General features: G+C 52.5%; 15 protein-coding genes. All 15 read right to left on the bottom strand.

The window, feature by feature from the left end:
* Positions 1–11: 11 nt before the first annotated feature.
* Positions 12–524: a 50S ribosomal protein L22 gene (gene rplV / locus KF749_05560; protein MBX2990619.1), complete on the bottom strand. Its 513-nt coding sequence runs from the start codon at positions 522–524 to the stop codon at positions 12–14.
* 37 nt (positions 525–561) lie between these two features.
* Positions 562–849, bottom strand: a complete 288-nt coding sequence (gene rpsS / locus KF749_05555) for a 30S ribosomal protein S19 (protein MBX2990618.1) — start codon at positions 847–849, stop codon at positions 562–564.
* A gap of 24 nt (positions 850–873) precedes the next feature.
* Entirely contained in the window at positions 874–1701 is an 828-nt protein-coding gene (gene rplB / locus KF749_05550) for a 50S ribosomal protein L2 (protein MBX2990617.1), read from the bottom strand.
* Between the two features lie 30 nt (positions 1702–1731).
* A complete protein-coding gene (gene rplW / locus KF749_05545; protein MBX2990616.1) occupies positions 1732–2022 on the bottom strand; it encodes a 50S ribosomal protein L23 in 291 nt (96 codons plus the stop codon).
* An 11-nt stretch (positions 2023–2033) separates the two neighbouring features.
* Positions 2034–2663 (bottom strand): 50S ribosomal protein L4, encoded by a 630-nt coding sequence (rplD, locus tag KF749_05540; GenBank protein MBX2990615.1) that lies wholly within the window; start codon positions 2661–2663, stop codon positions 2034–2036.
* A 15-nt stretch (positions 2664–2678) separates the two neighbouring features.
* The gene (rplC, locus tag KF749_05535) at positions 2679–3311 is read right to left on the bottom strand and encodes a 50S ribosomal protein L3 (protein MBX2990614.1); all 633 of its coding nucleotides are present in this window, start codon (positions 3309–3311) and stop codon (positions 2679–2681) included.
* Between the two features lie 112 nt (positions 3312–3423).
* Positions 3424–3732: a 30S ribosomal protein S10 gene (rpsJ, locus tag KF749_05530; protein MBX2990613.1), complete on the bottom strand. Its 309-nt coding sequence runs from the start codon at positions 3730–3732 to the stop codon at positions 3424–3426.
* Positions 3733–3794: 62 nt separating this feature from the next.
* Entirely contained in the window at positions 3795–5006 is a 1212-nt protein-coding gene (gene tuf / locus KF749_05525; protein MBX2990612.1) for an elongation factor Tu, read from the bottom strand.
* A gap of 45 nt (positions 5007–5051) precedes the next feature.
* Positions 5052–7151: an elongation factor G gene (gene fusA, locus KF749_05520; GenBank protein MBX2990611.1), complete on the bottom strand. Its 2100-nt coding sequence runs from the start codon at positions 7149–7151 to the stop codon at positions 5052–5054.
* A 25-nt stretch (positions 7152–7176) separates the two neighbouring features.
* Positions 7177–7644, bottom strand: a complete 468-nt coding sequence (rpsG, locus tag KF749_05515; protein ID MBX2990610.1) for a 30S ribosomal protein S7 — start codon at positions 7642–7644, stop codon at positions 7177–7179.
* 18 nt (positions 7645–7662) lie between these two features.
* The gene (gene rpsL / locus KF749_05510; GenBank protein MBX2990609.1) at positions 7663–8037 is read right to left on the bottom strand and encodes a 30S ribosomal protein S12; all 375 of its coding nucleotides are present in this window, start codon (positions 8035–8037) and stop codon (positions 7663–7665) included.
* A gap of 139 nt (positions 8038–8176) precedes the next feature.
* On the bottom strand, positions 8177–12451 hold the full coding sequence (rpoC, locus tag KF749_05505) for a DNA-directed RNA polymerase subunit beta' (protein MBX2990608.1): 4275 nt from the start codon (positions 12449–12451) through the stop codon (positions 8177–8179).
* A 78-nt stretch (positions 12452–12529) separates the two neighbouring features.
* On the bottom strand, positions 12530–16300 hold the full coding sequence (gene rpoB / locus KF749_05500) for a DNA-directed RNA polymerase subunit beta (protein MBX2990607.1): 3771 nt from the start codon (positions 16298–16300) through the stop codon (positions 12530–12532).
* Positions 16301–16572: 272 nt separating this feature from the next.
* Positions 16573–16959: a 50S ribosomal protein L7/L12 gene (rplL, locus tag KF749_05495; protein ID MBX2990606.1), complete on the bottom strand. Its 387-nt coding sequence runs from the start codon at positions 16957–16959 to the stop codon at positions 16573–16575.
* A gap of 49 nt (positions 16960–17008) precedes the next feature.
* Entirely contained in the window at positions 17009–17530 is a 522-nt protein-coding gene (gene rplJ / locus KF749_05490) for a 50S ribosomal protein L10 (GenBank protein MBX2990605.1), read from the bottom strand.
* Between the last annotated feature and the right edge of the window lie 29 nt (positions 17531–17559).

Below are 17559 nucleotides of genomic sequence, written 5' to 3'. Positions count from 1 at the left end.
CCTTAGCGGGATTACTCTTTGTCTTTTTCTTTCGAAGACGCTTTTTTAGTGCGGGTCTTCGGTTTTTCGGCTGCAGGTTCCGTTTTCTTGGTTTTCTTCGGCTTTGCTTCAGCCGAAGCCGGTTCGGGTGTTGCCGTCTTTGCTTTCGTTGCCTTCGGCTTTGCCGCAGGTTTGGCGGCGTGCTTTTCGCCCTGCACTACAATCGTCACGTGATTCGAGCGCTTGCGGATGCGGTAGGCACGGCCCATCGGTGCCGGACTGATGCGCTTCATCGTCATGCCGCCATCGACGAACGCCTCTTTCACTACCATGTCGGAGGTTTCCAGACGTCCGCCTTCATCCTTGTTTTGCAGATTCGAGACAGCGGAACGAAGCACCTTCTCGGCCGTTCGTGCAGCATGTTTCGGTGAAAAGTGGAGAATGTGCAATGCCTGGTCGACAGACTTTCCGCGTATCAAATCAATCACCAGCCGCATCTTCCGCGGTGACGTTCCGATATATCTATTGATTGCTCGAGCTTCCATAAGATGAAATTTCCTGAGGATTCTTTTCGTTTATCTGTCAACCGGCTTTCGACGATTCTTCCTTCTTCACGCCCGGGTGAACCCTGAAGATACGTGTCGGGGCGAACTCACCGAGTTTGTGTCCGACCATTCCCTCATGCACATACACCGGGATGAATTTGTTGCCGTTATGCACGGCAAACGTGTGGCCGACAAAATCAGGGGTGATTGTGGATGCACGCGACCAGGTCTTGACAACCTTCTTTTGGTTGGACTTGTTCAGTGCCGCAACTTTTTCCTGCAGCTTCACGCTGACAAACGGGCCTTTCTTGAGCGAACGACTCATGCTCTGCTTTTCCTAAGTTTAGAATTACTTTCTGCGCTTGACGATAAACTTGCTTGTCGGATTCTTTCTCCAACGTGTCTTCTTACCCTTGGTATGCCAGCCCCACGGCGACACCGGGTGCGGATTGCCTTGCGGCGATTTACCCTCGCCACCCCCGTGCGGGTGATCGACGGGGTTCTGGACTACGCCGCGTGACTGGGGGCGAATACCCAGCCACCGTGAGCGTCCCGCTTTGCCGAGGCTGAGGTTCTCATGCTCGGGATTGCTGACCATTCCGATGGTTGCCATGCACTCTGCACGAACATTCCTGACTTCCCCCGAAGGGAGACGCAACTGCGCAAACTTTCCTTCCTTTGCCATCAACTGTACCGATGCTCCGGCGCTGCGTGCCAGTTGTGCGCCCTTTCCGGGACGCAACTCAATGTTATGCACGAACGTACCGGGCGGAATGTTCGCAAGCGGCATGGCATTACCGTTCTTGATTTCCGCATCTGCTCCTGAGCGCAATACTTCGCCAACTTTCACGCCATCTGCAGCGATGATGTATCGCTTCTCACCATCGGCATACTGGAGCAACGCGATGCGCGAGGTACGGTTCGGGTCGTATTCGATCGCCACAACCTTGGCATCCATCCCGAACTTGTTGCGTTTGAAATCGATGATGCGATACATCTGTTTGTGCCCGCCGCCCCGGTGGCGTGAGGTAATACGCCCCGTATTGTTCCGGCCGCCCGATTTACGCAGCGGTTCAAGCAGACGCTTTTCGGGTCGCGACTTCGTGATAGTGGCAAAATCGGACACCGACATCCATCGGGTTCCTGCCGTCATTGGTTTGAGTTTACGAATTGCCATAGTTCAACTTTCGGATGTTACAGCGTTCACTTACACGTTCTGGAAGAATTCAATCTTGTCGCCTTCCTTCAGCCGCACATACGCTTTTTTCCAGCTCGACGTACGGCCGGCAAAACGTCCCCGCCGTGTCATCTGCGACTTTGCTTTTCCCTTGTGCGTAGCTGTGCGTACGCTCAAAACGGTAACGTTGAATTTCTTCTCGACTGCCTTCTGAATCGAAATCTTGTTCGCGTCCTTTTCCACCTCGAACGCGTACACACCTTTGTCCTGCATTGCAGTCAGCTTTTCCGTAACAATGGGGCGCTTCAGAATCCCTACCATAACGTTCTCTCTTATTGCTTGAATGTGTTATGAAGAACTTCCACGGCGCTCTTCTGGAACAAGATCACCTGGTTGTTCACCAGATCATAAGTCGACGCCTTGTCCGCACGAAGCACTTGAACACGCGGGATGTTTCGTCCCGACTTGTAGACGTTCACATCGCCGGTTGCCGTCAGTACCAGAGTCTTGCTTGAATCCAACTGCAGCGCCTTCAGAACAGCAGCCATCTCTTTCGTTTTGGGGCCTTCGAACGAGAAATCCTCGACAACCTTGATCTGGCCTTCTTTTGCTTTCGCGGAGAGAGCCGACTTGCGCGCCAACTTCTTCATTTGTGCCGGCAACTCATTCGAATAATCACGCGGCTTCGGTCCAAAAATCGAACCGCCGCCGGTCATTACGGGAGATCGAGATGTTCCCTGGCGGGCATTGCCGGTGCCTTTTTGCTTGAATGGTTTTTTTCCGCCACCGCGTACTTCAGCGCGAGTTTTCACCTTGTGCGTTCCTTGACGCTGGTTGTCGAGATACGAACGCACAGCCATGTAGATTGCATGCTGGCTCGGTTCGATACCAAAGACATCGGGCGAGAGCTTTACCATTTCGCCACTCTTCGATCCGTCTTTCTTATAGACTTCTAATTCCATCTCAATCTCGTTCGATTAGTGTGCAACAACCTTATGAATCTCAACATACCCGTTAATTGCGCCGGGTACCGATCCCTTGACGAGCAAGAGGTTCGAATCGGGAATAACGCCAACAACCTTGAGATTTCTTACAGTCACCTGCTCGCCACCCATGCGCCCTGCCATTCGCAATCCTTTGAACACGCGCGACGGATACGACGATGACCCGATGGATCCCGGCGCCCGTTCACGATCGCTTTGACCGTGCGTGCGAAATCCGCCGCCGAAATGATGACGCTTCACGACGCCCTGGAAGCCCCGGCCCTTCGACGTTCCGATGATCGACACTGTGTCGCCTTTTGTAAAGACGGCCTCGACCTTGATTTCCTGTCCGGGCTGAACCTCGGAAACACCATTACCGCGAAACTCACGCACGATGCGCACCGGCTTAGTGTTCGCCTTTGCAAAATGGCCGCTCATCGGCTTGTTGGCAAGGCGTTCGGCTTTCTGATCGAAGCCCAACTGCACCGCTTCATATCCGTCACGCTCTTTGGTTTTGACCTGCGTGACAAAGCACGGCCCGGCCTCGATAACTGTACAGGGAATCACCTGACCTGCATCATCGAAGATACTGGTCATCCCAATCTTTTTTCCTAATAGTCCTGTCATGATAGCATCCAAATAAAGATACACCACTCTTGTCGGTTGCGCAGCGGCACAAACGTCCACTTCCCGCAAGAACCCTTACGAGATTACACTCGTACCAAATTGTCAAAAAGAGTTACACTTTGATCTCGACGTCGACGCCCGCGGGTAAATCAAGCTTCATCAAGGAGTCGACTGTCTTGTTGGTCGAGTTGAGTATATCAATGAGGCGTTTGTGAGCACGCGTCTCAAATTGCTCTCTCGACTTTTTGTCAACGTGAGGAGATCGAAGCACAGTATACACCGTACGCTTCGTGGGTAACGGTATCGGGCCTGAAACCACAGCGCCTGTTGACCTTACAGTCTTGATGATCTTCTCCGCAGACTTGTCGATCAGGTTGTGGTCGAACGACTTAAGCTTTATGCGAATCTTTTGCCCGGCCAATGGTACACTCCGTTTCTCTAAACAAAAGCGGTGAGACCGAGCCCGGCCTCACCACCGTGATTTTATTCGATAATCTTTGTTACAACACCCGCGCCGACAGTGTGTCCGCCTTCGCGAATAGCAAACCGCAAGCCTTCTTCCATAGCGATGGTGGTAATGAGTTCAATACTCATACCGTCAACATTGTCGCCAGGCATAATCATCTCGGTTCCGCCCGGAAGGGTTGCAACACCGGTCACGTCCGTTGTGCGGAAGTAGAACTGCGGACGGTATCCGCTGAAGAACGGCGTGTGACGGCCACCTTCTTCTTTCTTCAATACGTACACTTGGGCCGAAAACTTCTTGTGCGGGGTGATGGAACCGGGTTTTGCAAGAACCATTCCGCGTTCAAGGTCTTTCTTGTCCACACCGCGAAGCAGAAGGCCTGCGTTGTCGCCTGCAACAACTTCATCAAGTTCCTTGCGGAACATTTCAGCACCGGTAATGACCGACTTCATATGTGCGCCAAGGCCGACAATTTCGACTTCGTCGCCAACCTTTGCCCTGCCGCGCTCGCAACGGCCCGTACCAACCGTACCGCGACCGGTAATCGAAAACACGTCTTCAATCGGCATCAGGAACGGCTTGTCAACATCACGCTGCGGAACGGGCACATAGGAATCCACAGCATCCATCAATTCCATGATGCACTTGAACGCGGGATCGTCGACCTTCACATCAGGCTTCAATGCTGCCTCCATCGCTTTCAGTGCAGATCCGCGCACGATGGGAATTTCGTCGCCGGGGAATTCATACTTCTTCAGAAGGTCGCGGAGCTCGAGCTCTACGAGGTCGAGAAGCTCGGGGTCGTCAACGGCATCCACCTTGTTCATGAACACAACAATTTTGGGCACGCCCACCTGACGGGCAAGCAGAATGTGCTCGCGTGTCTGCGGCATGGGGCCATCCGTCGCGGCGACAACAAGGATTGCGCCGTCCATCTGAGCCGCACCTGTGATCATATTCTTCACATAGTCAGCGTGACCGGGGCAGTCAACGTGAGCATAGTGCCGGTTTGCCGTCTGATACTCAACGTGCGCAGTTGCAATCGTGATACCGCGTTCGCGCTCTTCGGGCGCATTGTCGATCGAATCGAATGTGCGGATTTCGGACAAACCCTTTTTTGCAAGGACCATGGTGATCGCTGCCGTGAGTGTGGTCTTACCATGGTCAACGTGGCCGATGGTACCCACATTCAGGTGAGGCTTTGCACGATTGAATTTCTCTTTTGCCATTGTGTTCTCCTCTTGACTAGATAAGGGGTATTGTTAGTCTCTTAGTTATGCAGGAACTGTTTCCTTGCCTTTGATCTTTTCGATGATCTGCTCCGACACACTCTTCGGAGTCTCATCATAGTGTGAGATCTCCATCGAGTAGATCGCACGACCCTGCGTCATCGAACGCAACGTGGTCGAGTAGCCGAACATTTCCGACAGCGGAACCATTGCGCGAATCACTTGCGCATCCTTCCGCGGCGTCATCCCCTCAATCTTGCCCCGGCGTGAATTTAAATCTCCCATCACATCACCCATATACTCTTCGGGCGTCACCACTTCGACCGCCATGACCGGCTCGAGAATAACGGGATTTGCTTTGCGGGCCCCTTCTTTGAAACCCATCGAACCGGCAATCTTGAAGGCCATTTCCGACGAGTCGACATCGTGATAAGAGCCATCGAACAACTTGACTTTTACATCCTCGACCGGATACCCTGCAAGCACACCATTCTTCATCGCCTCAACGATACCCTGCTCCACCGGCCTGATATACTCCTTCGGAACGACGCCGCCAACAATGGCATTTGTAAACTCGAATCCTTTGCCTTTTTCGTTCGGCTCGATTTCAAGCCATACGTGACCGAACTGACCGCGACCGCCGGATTGGCGAACGAATTTCCCTTCGGCTTGCACCTTCTTCCGGATGGTTTCTTTGTAGGCAACCTGCGGCTTGCCGATGTTCGCTTCAACGCGGAACTCACGCTTCATACGGTCGACAATGATCTCAAGATGCAACTCGCCCATTCCGCTGATAATGGTCTGGCCCGTTTCTTCATTTGTAGATACGCGGAACGTCGGATCTTCTTCCGACAATTTCGAAAGGGCCTCGCCCATCTTTTCCTGATCAGCCTTGGTCTTCGGCTCGATCGCAACATGGATAACCGGCTCGGGGAACGTCATCTTCTCAAGAACGATAGGGTCACTCTCATCACACAACGTGTCGCCCGTCTTTGTAAACTTCAAACCAACGGCAGCGCAGATATCGCCTGCGTACGCTATGTCCACATCTTCACGTGTATTTGCGTGCATACGAAGAATGCGGCTGATGCGCTCTTTCTTTTCGGAGATCGGATTGTACACGTACGATCCGGCCTTCAAAGTCCCTGAGTACACGCGAAAGTACGTCAGTTTGCCGACAAACGGATCCGTCATAATCTTAAAAGCAAGGGCGCTGAACTTCTCGTTGTCGCTGACTTTCCGCGAGATATGGTCGTTCATATTCACGTGGTGTCCGTCTACCTTTCCTTCATTCAGGTCGAGAGGAGAAGGAAGATAGTTAATGACAGAATCGAGAAGCGATTGAACGCCTTTGTTCTTGAATGACGATCCGCAGAGCACCGGAATGATACTGACCTTCAACGCTGCACGACGAAGCACCGTCATGATTTCCTTCGGAGTGATCTCCTTCCCTTCGAGATAATTCTCCAGCAACGTATCATCCTCGTCGGACACAGCCTCGAGCATCTTGGTTCTCCACTCGGCAGCTTTCGCCTCCATATCGTGAGGAATATCCATGTCCTCCCAGTTCTGCCCCGTGGTATCTTTGTACATCCGCGCTTTCATCGTAACGAGGTCGATGATCCCGGTAAACAGATCGCCTTCACCCACGGGAAGTTGGATCGGAACCGCATTTGCCCCGAGACGCTCTTTCATCATATCGACGCATCCAAGGAAATCGGCACCGACTCTGTCCATCTTGTTGACAAAGGCGATGCGCGGTACGCCATACTTATCCATCTGACGCCAAACGGTTTCCGACTGGGGTTCAACACCTCCGACAGAACAGAACAGGGCTATGGCACCATCAAGCACGCGTAACGAGCGTTCGACTTCAGCTGTGAAGTCGACGTGGCCCGGTGTATCAATGATATTAATGCGGTGATTGTTCCAGAAACACGTTGTCGCCGCTGATGTAATCGTGATACCGCGTTCCTTCTCTTGCTCCATCCAATCCATCGTCGCGGCGCCGTCATGGACTTCACCGATGCGATGCAGAACTCCTGTATAGAACAGGATGCGTTCCGTCGTGGTAGTCTTGCCGGCATCAATGTGGGCACTGATTCCGATGTTGCGTGTACGTTCTAAGGGATACTGTCTTGGCATAAACTTGTAACTCTCTGCACCTTCCTTACCACTTGAAGTGAGCAAACGCTTTGTTTGCTTCAGCCATCTTGTGGACGTCTTCCTTCTTTTTGATCGCGCTTCCTTCGCCGTTTGAGGCTGCTATGAACTCGGCTGCGAGTTTCTGCGCCATCGATTTGTCTTTTCTGTCGCTCGCATAGTTGATAAGCCATCGGATGGCGAGAGCCACACTCCGGTCCGAACGGACCTCAGTGGGAACCTGATAGGTAGCGCCGCCAACTCGTCTCGCCCGGACTTCCAAGACGGGCCGAACATTACTCATTGCCTTTCGGAATACATCAAGGCCCGGATTCTTTGTTCTCTCTTCAACCAACGCAAGGGCATCATACATGATACGCCGGGCTGTGTGTTTCCTCCCCTGCTTCATCACCGAATTGATGAACTGAGAAACAAATACATCGTTATATCGGGGGTCCGGCATCGTCGGACGTTTTTCTGCTCTCTTTTTTCTCACAGCGACTTCTGACTTAGGTTATGATTTTGCTCTTTTTGCACCGTATTTCGAACGGGCTTGTTTCCGGTCGGCAACGCCTGCTGTATCAAGGGTTCCGCGAATGATATGGTACCGGACTCCGGGCAAATCCTTCACACGTCCGCCCCGGATCATCACAATAGAGTGTTCCTGCAGATTGTGTCCTTCACCCGGTATATATGCCGTTACTTCTATTCCGTTTGTCAAGCGTACACGGGCGACTTTCCGAAGTGCAGAATTCGGCTTCTTTGGCGTCGTCGTGTAGACGCGGGTACATACCCCCCTCTTTTGGGGGCTTTTATCCATTGCAGGAGCCTTGGATTTGTATGTTACCTTCTTCCGGCTCTTGCGAACTAACTGGTTGATAGTTGGCAAAAAGTACTCCGTTGAACTAACTCGTGCGGGACTGTAAATTTCAAGCTTTTAAAGATAGCAAATGCGTGTGATATAGTCAACAATGGGCCATCTCCACATCACATTAGAAATTATTAACTCAACCGCGCAGGGTTGGTGGTTATATGACAGCCGCTTTTTCTTTTGACTTGCCTTTCTTTGCAGGCGTTTCTTCCACCTGTTCTTCAACAACATCTTCGGTATCCTTGGGTGTAACAAGGATATCTTTGAAGTACTTCAGGCCCGTACCTGCGGGTATCAGGTGGCCCATGATTACATTCTCCTTGAGACCCAAGAGACTATCAACACGTCCTTCAATGGCGGCGTCGGTCAGCACCTTGGTTGTCTCCTGGAATGATGCTGCGGAGATGAAGCTGTCTGTTGAAAGTGCTGCTGAGGTGATACCCAACAATACCGGTTCGGATGTTGCCGGTTCTGCATCTTTGTACTCGATTACTTTCTTGGACTTCTTTCGGAGTTCGCCGTTCGTCTCCCGCACTTTCTTCTTCAATTGAATCTGACCGTTCTTGAATTTCGAATCGCCCTTGCTGATGATGACCACCTTGTCGCGTAATTCCTCGTTCTCCTGTTCGAACTTCAGCTTATCGACATAGTCGCCTTCCAGGAATTTCGTGTCACCGGAATTTGTCACGCGAAGTTTTTGCATCATCTGCCGAACGATCACTTCAATATGCTTGTCATTGATCTTCACGCCTTGGATGCGGTACACTTCCTGAATTTCGTTGACGAGATACTCCTGCACTTCACGAACACCCTTGATGCGGAGAATGTCATGCGGGTCGATAGAACCGTCGGACAAGCGCTCGCCGGCCCGTACCATGTCGTTTTCCTGCACGAGAACGTGCTTGCCGAGCGGAACGGGATATTTGCGGATATCTTTTCCGTCATGGCTGGTTACGACTACCTCCCTCGATCCCCGCTTCTGTGCTCCGAAGCTCACGACGCCGTCCACTTCCGATACGATTGCCGGGTCTTGCGGGCTGCGAGCTTCGAACAATTCGGTAACGCGAGGCAAACCGCCCGTAATGTCACGGTTCTTTCCGATATCCCGCGGGATCTTGACAAGCACGGTTCCGGCCCCGATTTCCTGCCCGTCATCCACTATGATGTGCGCCCGGGTGGGAATAATATAACTTGCCGACTTCTTTCCCTTGGCATCCGTAATGACGATACTCGGACTCAGAGTCCGATCACGGGAATCTATAACAACTTTTTGAATGTGGCCCGTTTGCTCATCGGGTTCCTCACGGTATGTGACGTTTTCTTTCAGGTCATGGTACTTGATACGGCCCGGATGCTCGGTAATGATAACGGCGTTGTAGGGATCCCACTCATATATGATTTCCCCTTTCGCGATCTTCGCACCATCCTTCATCAATAATACTGCGCCATACGGAACATCATACTTCGTGAGCATGCGATTGTCGCGGTCGAGCACATTGACGATGCCGCTGCGTCCGGTCACAATAATGCGGGAGCCTTCGTCGCCGTCAACAGTAAGGAATTTGATTCCCTCGTAGTGGAGAGTTCCCTCGAACTTCGAGGCAACTTGCGATTGCGAAGCACTCAAGCTTGCTGCGCCTCCCGTGTGGAAGGTACGGAGTGTCAACTGGGTTCCCGGCTCGCCGATGGACTGTGCGGCAATAATCCCGACAGTTTCGCCGACTTGAACCAGCTTCCCGGTACTCAGGTTACGCCCGTAGCAACGGGCACAGATGCCGCGTCGTGCTTCACAGGTTAGAACAGAACGGATTTCGACGGTTTCAATAGATGTTTCACCGATACGATGCGCTCGTTCCTCATCAATCATTTCACCGGCTTCGAGGATGGTCTGACCCGTGAGCGGGTCAACAACATCATTCACTGTGACGCGTCCCAAAATGCGTTCGCCGAGAGGCTCTTTCACATCCTCGCCTTCTTTCAAGGCGCCGGTAACTACTCCGCGGATTGTTCCGCAATCCTCGTCTTTGATGATCGCGTCCTGGGCAACATCAACAAGCCGGCGGGTCAGATATCCCGCGTCCGCTGTTTTCAAAGCCGTGTCCGCCAGGCCTTTGCGTGCACCGTGTGTCGAAATGAAGTACTCGAGGATTGAAAGTCCTTCACGGAAGTTTGCAATGATCGGGTTTTCGATCAGTTCTCCTGTTGCCCCGGAAAGGGATTTCTGCGGCTTCGCCATCAACCCGCGCATCCCGGCAAGCTGGCGCACCTGTTCCCGTGAACCGCGGGCGCCGGAATCCACCATCATGTACAACGAATTGAAGCCGCTTGCGGAGTGCTGCAGCGACTCGAACAACTTCTCCGCGACACGCGTCGTTGCCCGTGTCCAGATATCGATTACTTTGTTGTATCGCTCACCGTTGGTAATGAAGCCGCGTGTATATTGCGAGTATACTTCATCAACGTTCTTCTGTGCTTTTGAAATGATCTCCTCTTTCTCTTTCGGCACCTGAACATCCTCGAGGCTCACGGACAAACCGCCTGCGGTTGCATAACGGAAGCCGAGTTCCTTTAGTCTGTCAAGAAATTCCGCCGTCGTCAAATTTCCGACCTTCCTGAAGGATGCCGCAATAATTTGCACGAGGCGCTTCTTGTTGAGCAACTCATTGATGAAACCGAGTTCCCTCGGAACGATCTGGTTGAAGATCACCCTTCCCGTTGTCGTTTCAACGAGCTTGCCGTTGATGCGGACTTTGATACGCGCATGAAGCCCGACTTTTCCGTAGTTGTAAGCAATAATAACTTCGGACAGATCGGAAAAAACCAATCCATGCCCGACTTCTCCCTCTTTCGATTTTGTAAGATAGTAGCAACCCAGAACCTGATCCTGTGTCGGATTGACAATGGGAGCCCCGGAGGCAGGCGAAAGAATGTTATGGCTCGACAGCATCAGAATTCGCGCTTCAAGCTGTGCATCGAATGAAAGAGGAACGTGCACAGCCATCTGGTCGCCGTCGAAGTCGGCGTTAAATGCCGTCGTAACCATCGGATGGATGCGGATTGCCTTCCCTTCCACAAGCACGGGCTGGAATGCCTGGATACCAAGTCGGTGCAGAGTCGGGGCGCGGTTCAGCAACACCGGATGGCCGTCGATGATACCCTCGAGAATTTCCCACACCTCATGGCCCTTCTTATCCACCATTTTTTTTGCGCTCTTCACTGTCTTCACAATGCCGCGCTCGATCAGCTTGCGGATAATGAAAGGCTTGAACAATTCAACTGCCATGTCCTTCGGAATACCGCATTGATGCAACTGGAGTTCCGGCCCGACAACGATCACCGAGCGGCCCGAGTAGTCAACACGCTTGCCGAGCAGGTTCTGGCGGAAGCGGCCTTGCTTTCCTTTCAACATATCCGACAATGATTTGAGGGCCCTGTTGTTGTCGCTGCGAACCGCATTCACGCGGCGCGAATTATCGAACAGCGAGTCAACAGCTTCCTGCAGCATTCTCTTTTCGTTGCGCAGAATGACATCCGGCGCCTTGATATCAATAAGCCGTTTGAGACGGTTGTTGCGGATAATCACCCGACGATACAAGTCGTTCAGGTCAGACGTTGCAAAGCGGCCACCTTCGAGCGGAACCAGCGGGCGCAACTCGGGCGGGATAACCGGGATAATATCAAGGACCATCCATTCGGGTTTATTCAGCGGTCCGTCTTCACGTTCGCGAAATGCTTCCACAACACGGAGGCGCTTCAGTGCATCCTGCTTCTTCTGGACGGATGTTTCCTCGAGGATTTGCGCGCGCAACTCGGCGGAGAGTGTCGGAATATCAACCTGCTTCAACAGATCCTTGATTGCCTCCCCGCCGATTTTCGCGACAAACCTGCGCTTGTCGGTCGGCTCAAGATGATCGTTGTTGTCGGGTAACGTCGAGAGAATTTCAAAGTACTGATCTTCCGAAATCAAGTCCTTCCTCTGCAAACCGGATGTACCCGGATTAATGACGATATAGGATTCGTAATAGATGACTTTCTCCAAATCCTTGGTTGTCATCCCGAGAATGTACCCGATCTTCGATGGCAGCGAACGGAAGTACCAGATATGCACAATGGGTACGGCGAGGGCGATATGCCCCATGCGCTCGCGGCGTACGCTTTTTTGTGTTACTTCAACACCGCACCGGTCGCAGATAATACCGCGATAACGAATGCGTTTGTACTTGCCGCAATGACATTCCCAATCGCGTACCGGGCCAAAAATCTTTTCGCAGAAGAGACCGTCCTTTTCCGGGCGGAACGAACGATAGTTGATCGTTTCCGGTTTGGTCACTTCGCCGTGCGACCGCTGCAGAATCATATCGCTGGATGCGAGGCTGATAATGATCCTGGAGAAGTTCTTGCGTGTGTCTCTGTCGTGGCTTCCAAATGCCATGGTATATCCTCCAAACAAATTCGTGTGAGTTCCCCCTCCCGCCACCGAAGCGGGAGGGGGTTTCGTTTCTCACAAAGTCTAATCCAACTTCACGTCGAGGCCGAGACCCATAAGTTCCCGGACCAGGACGTTGAACGATTCCGGAATATTTGCTTCCGGCAGGTTTTCGCCTTTAACGATTGCCTCGTACACTTTTGCACGGCCAGAAACGTCGTCGCTTTTTACGGTCAGCATCTCCTGCAAAACGTGCGAAGCGCCGTAGCCTTCAAGTGCCCACACTTCCATTTCCCCGAAGCGCTGGCCGCCAAACTGCGCCTTGCCGCCGAGGGGCTGTTGCGTGATGAGCGAGTAAGGCCCGATCGACCGGGCGTGAATTTTGTCATCAACCAGATGCGAAAGCTTCAACATATAGATGTACCCGACTGTGACTTCCTGATCGAACTTCTCGCCCGATCGGCCGTCGTAGAGAACGGATTTCGAACCCTTGTTCAGGTTTGCTTTCTCCAATTCTCCCTGCACATCCTCCCATGTTGCCCCGTCAAAAATCGGTGTTGCGTACTTGAGATCAAGGACCTTTGCCGCCCAACCGAGCGCCGTTTCGTACAATTGCCCGAGGTTCATACGCGAAGGAACTCCGAGCGGATTCAACACAATGTCAACAGAGGTTCCGTCGGGCAAAAAGGGCATATCCGCAACGGGCACAATGCGCGAAACCACGCCTTTGTTTCCGTGGCGTCCCGCCATCTTATCACCAACCGAGAGTTTGCGTTTCTTCGCCACGTATACCTTTGCGAGTTGAACAACGCCGGGAGGCAACTCATCGCCGAGTTGAATCTTGTTCTTCTCGTGACGGAACTCTTCTTCAATACTGTTGAGACGATCGTTGTAGTTGGTAAAAATCTTGGTGATAGTTGTGTTCTTCCGCTTGTCGTCAACCCAATCGGCATTGAAGTCCAGCTTTTCGATATCGTCATATGATTGGAAGGTATCAGCCTTGAATTGCGTTGATGCACGAAACACGACGTTTCCATCTGTGTCACGAACACCAATGGATTTTTCGCCGTCCAGCAAAAGACCGAGCTTCGTGGCGAGACGCTCTTTGAGGTCGCTCAGCAGTTTGCGCCGCTGACGGTCGAGTGCATCACTCCTCCGTTTGTCTTCTTTTTTCGATTCGGCATCCTTCTTCTTGCGGGAGAAGAGTTTGGTCGCAATCACAATTCCCTTCATGCCGGGAGGCGCTTTCAGCGATGCATCTTTCACATCACCGGCCTTCTCGCCGAAGATTGCCTTGAGCAGTTTTTCCTCGGGCGTCGGATCCGATTCGCCTTTCGGGGTGATCTTTCCGATGAGAATATCGCCCTCGACAACTTCGGCACCGACACGGACAATGCCGTTTTCGTCGAGATCTTTCGTGGCATCCTCGCTGACGTTTGGTATTTCCCTTGTCAGTTCTTCTTCACCGCGTTTGGTATCGCGAACCTGAAGTTCGAACTCCTCAATATGGATTGAGGTGAACACGTCCTGCGAGACGATTCGCTCGCTCAGAATAATCGCATCCTCAAAATTGTACCCGTGCCATGGCATGAACGCCACCAGCACATTGCGGCCTAAAGCAAGTTCGCCTTCCTCGGTCGCAGGGCCATCCACAAGAACATCGCCCTTCCTGACTTTATCTCCCGGCTTCACTACCACACGCTGGTTGATGCATGTGTCCTGATTTGTTCGGAAGAATTTCGTCAACTTGTACTCGACACGACGCTTATCGTCGAACGAAATGAGAGCCTCCGTGCTCGTCTCGTCAATATCGTAAAGAACAACAATGCGGCTCGCGTCAACGTAATCCACCACGCCGCTGCGCTCGGCGACAATGAGCGAGCGGGAATCGCGCGCGATCTTCTCCTCAAGCCCTGTTCCTACCATCGGCGATTCCGGCCGCAACAGCGGCACGGACTGGCGCTGCATGTTCGAGCCCATAAGGGCGCGGTTCGCATCGTCATGCTCGAGAAACGGGATGAGTCCGGCTGCCGCGCTCACAATTTGGTTCGGCGCAACGTCCATGTACTGCACTTCATCGGGTTTCACCACGGGAAAGTCGCCCTGAAACCGCGCCTTCACACGATCGCCTTGGAATCGCCCGTGGCCGTCGAGCGGCGCGTTCGCTTGTGCGATCGTGAAATTATCTTCCTGTTCGGCATTCAGAAATTCAATCTCATCAAGCACACGGCCGTTCTTCACCTTGCGGTACGGAGTTTCGAGAAAGCCGAATTCGTTGACGCGTGCATGAATACACAGCGAAGAAATGAGGCCGATGTTCGGGCCTTCCGGCGTCTCGATCGGGCACAAGCGTCCGTAGTGGGTATAGTGAACGTCACGGACTTCGAAGCCTGCACGCTCACGCGTTAAACCGCCCGGGCCAAGTGCCGACATGCGACGCTTGTTTGTCAATTCGGCAAGCGGATTCGTTTGATCCATAAATTGCGAAAGCGGGTTGGTACCGAAGAACGCATTGATAACGCTGGTGATTGTTCTCGCGTTCACCAAATCCTGCGGTGTCAGGTTCTCACTGTCGCGGACATTGAGACGCTCGCGAATGGTACGCGCCATTCTCGCAAGTCCGATATTGAACTGCTGGGCAATCTGCTCGCCAACTGTCCGCACGCGGCGATTGCCGAGATGATCGATATCATCAACAGTACGCTTCCCCTGCTGCAACTCAATCAAGTAGTTGATGATGGCGATGATATCCTGTTTGGTCAGCGTCGTTGTCGCCGTCGGAATATCGAGATTCAGTTTCTGGTTGATACGGTAGCGCCCGACATCGCCGAGATCATAGCGTTTTTCGTTGAAGAAGAGACGCTCGATCAACCCTTTGGCGGTTTCCAAATCGGGGGCGTCGCCGGAACGGAGTTGCTTGTAGATGGCGCCGAGGGCGTCCTCTTCGGAACGCACGCTATCCTTCATGATCGTTTTGGCGATAACGGATACTTCGTTCCCCTGTTGCTGCAGGAAGCGAATCTTCTTGACGTTCGACTTCTTGATGGATTTGATGTGATCCTCGGTCAGAACCGCATCTTTATTGATGAAGATTTCGCCCGTCTTCTTGTCGATTACGTCACCGCAGATAACGCGACCGACATACTCTTTCAAATCCACTTTCGCGATGTCGATCTCTTCCACAAGGCCGAAAAGTTCGAGTATCTCATCGTCGGAGGAATATCCAAGGGCACGGAGCAGCGTGGTAACGGGAAACTTCTTCTTCCTGTCGATGTACGCGTACATCACGTTGTTGATGTCGGTCGTGAATTCCACCCACGATCCGCGGAAGGGAATAATACGAGCCGAGAAGATCGGCGTTCCGTTCGGATGGATGGATTCGCTGAAGAACACTCCGGGTGAACGGTGAAGCTGGCTTACGACAACCCGCTCGGCACCGTTAATGATGAACGTGCCGCGATGCGTCATCGTCGGGAGGTTGCCGAGATACACATCCTGTTCAATGGTGTTGATAAAGCTGTTCCCGTCTTCCGACTTCTGGGAGAGACGAAGCTTCGCCTTCAGAGGAACGGCATACGTCAACCCCCGCTCTTCGCATTCGGGTACGGAGTATTTTTCTTTCTCGACATAGTATTCCACAAACTCGAGAAGGAAATTTTCGCGGGCATCCGTCACAGGAAAATTCATTTTGAAAACGGACTGGAGCCCTTTGTTCTTGCGCTTCGCCGGGGATGCATCTCTCTGCAAAAATCCTTCCCACGATTCAAGCTGGATATTCAGCAGGTCGGGGGAATCGATAACATCGGGAATCTTTCCGAACGAAATTCTCTTGGATTGGTTCTTCAAGAGTACCACTCCTTCTATGTGATTGTACTGTTCAATCCTTGCATCCGGACGTCAGCATTGATCTCCGGGATGTTCAGATTCCGGCGCGGTGAGAGAAACAGCAAGCCGATAACAGAAGTTGACGATCACTTCCCATTATCGGCTGCAAATTCCCGTTCATCTTGTTGTTCACGCCGAAACCAAAAAAATGCTTGAAAAAGGTCCTGCAAGTTCCGTCTTGCAGTGTTGAGAAAACGCGTCCCGCCGCCATCGGGAAGCGGGACGTTGAACCATCGGAAGAGTTATGCCAACTCTACTTTTGCTCCTGCTTCCTCGAGTTCCTTCATCAGTTTTTCCGCGTCGGCTTTCGGCAAGCCTTCCTTCACGGTTTTCGGTGCGCCGTCCACAAGATCTTTCGCTTCTTTCAAGCCGAGGCCTGTTGCTGCACGAACGACTTTGATGACATTGATTTTCTGCGCGCCCGCCTCTTTGAGAACGACGTTGAATTCGGTTTTCTCTTCCGCTGCCGGTGCCGCTGCACCCGCCGCTGCACCGGGCATCATGCCGCCCATCATCATCGGTGCTGCCGCGGTGACGCCGAACTTCTCTTCCAGCGCCTTCTTCAGTTCGACTGCTTCAAGAAGAGTGAGCTTCTCGATTTGTTCAACGATTTCTGCAATTGCTGCCATGGATTTTTCTCCTATTAGTAATAACGATTTCTGGTTCCTGAAGATCGGCTTATGCAGCCTTCTTCTTTTCGATTTCACCGATAACGCTGACAAGCCCGCTCAAGACAGCGTTGATTACCGTCGGGACTCCCGCAAGAGGAGCCTGGATGCTGCCAAGTACACTTGCCATGAGTTCTTTCTTCGACGGTAGCTTCGCAATGTCCTTCAGCTTGGAGCCGTCGTACACCTGCTTCTCAAGCACCGCAGCCTTCAGGGAAAGCTTCTTGTGCTTTTCGGCAAACTTGTCGATAACCTTCGCCGGGGCGATTGCATCGTCGAATGCGAATGCCACACCGGTCGGCCCGACAAGACTGTCGTACACCTTGTCGTAACCTGATACCTGCTCCAGCGCTTTCTTGATGAGGGTATTCTTCACAACCCGATACTCAACGCCGGACTTGCGCAACTCGCGACGCAATTCCGTCGCTTGTTCCACTGTCAGGCCCGAGAAGTCAGTGAAGTACATCCCCGTCGAGCGAGAAACAGTCTCGGCTACTTCGGCGATAATTTGTTCTTTTTCTGACCGTTTCATTCTTCCTCCCTACTTGCGTAGGTCTGTAT

The sequence above is a fragment of the Bacteroidota bacterium genome, from assembly GCA_019637975.1.
Lineage (GTDB): Bacteria > Bacteroidota > Ignavibacteria > UBA10030 > UBA6906 > CAADGV01.
Note: the sequence above shows the minus strand (reverse complement) of the source record. Positions and strands in the feature narration are given on the sequence as shown.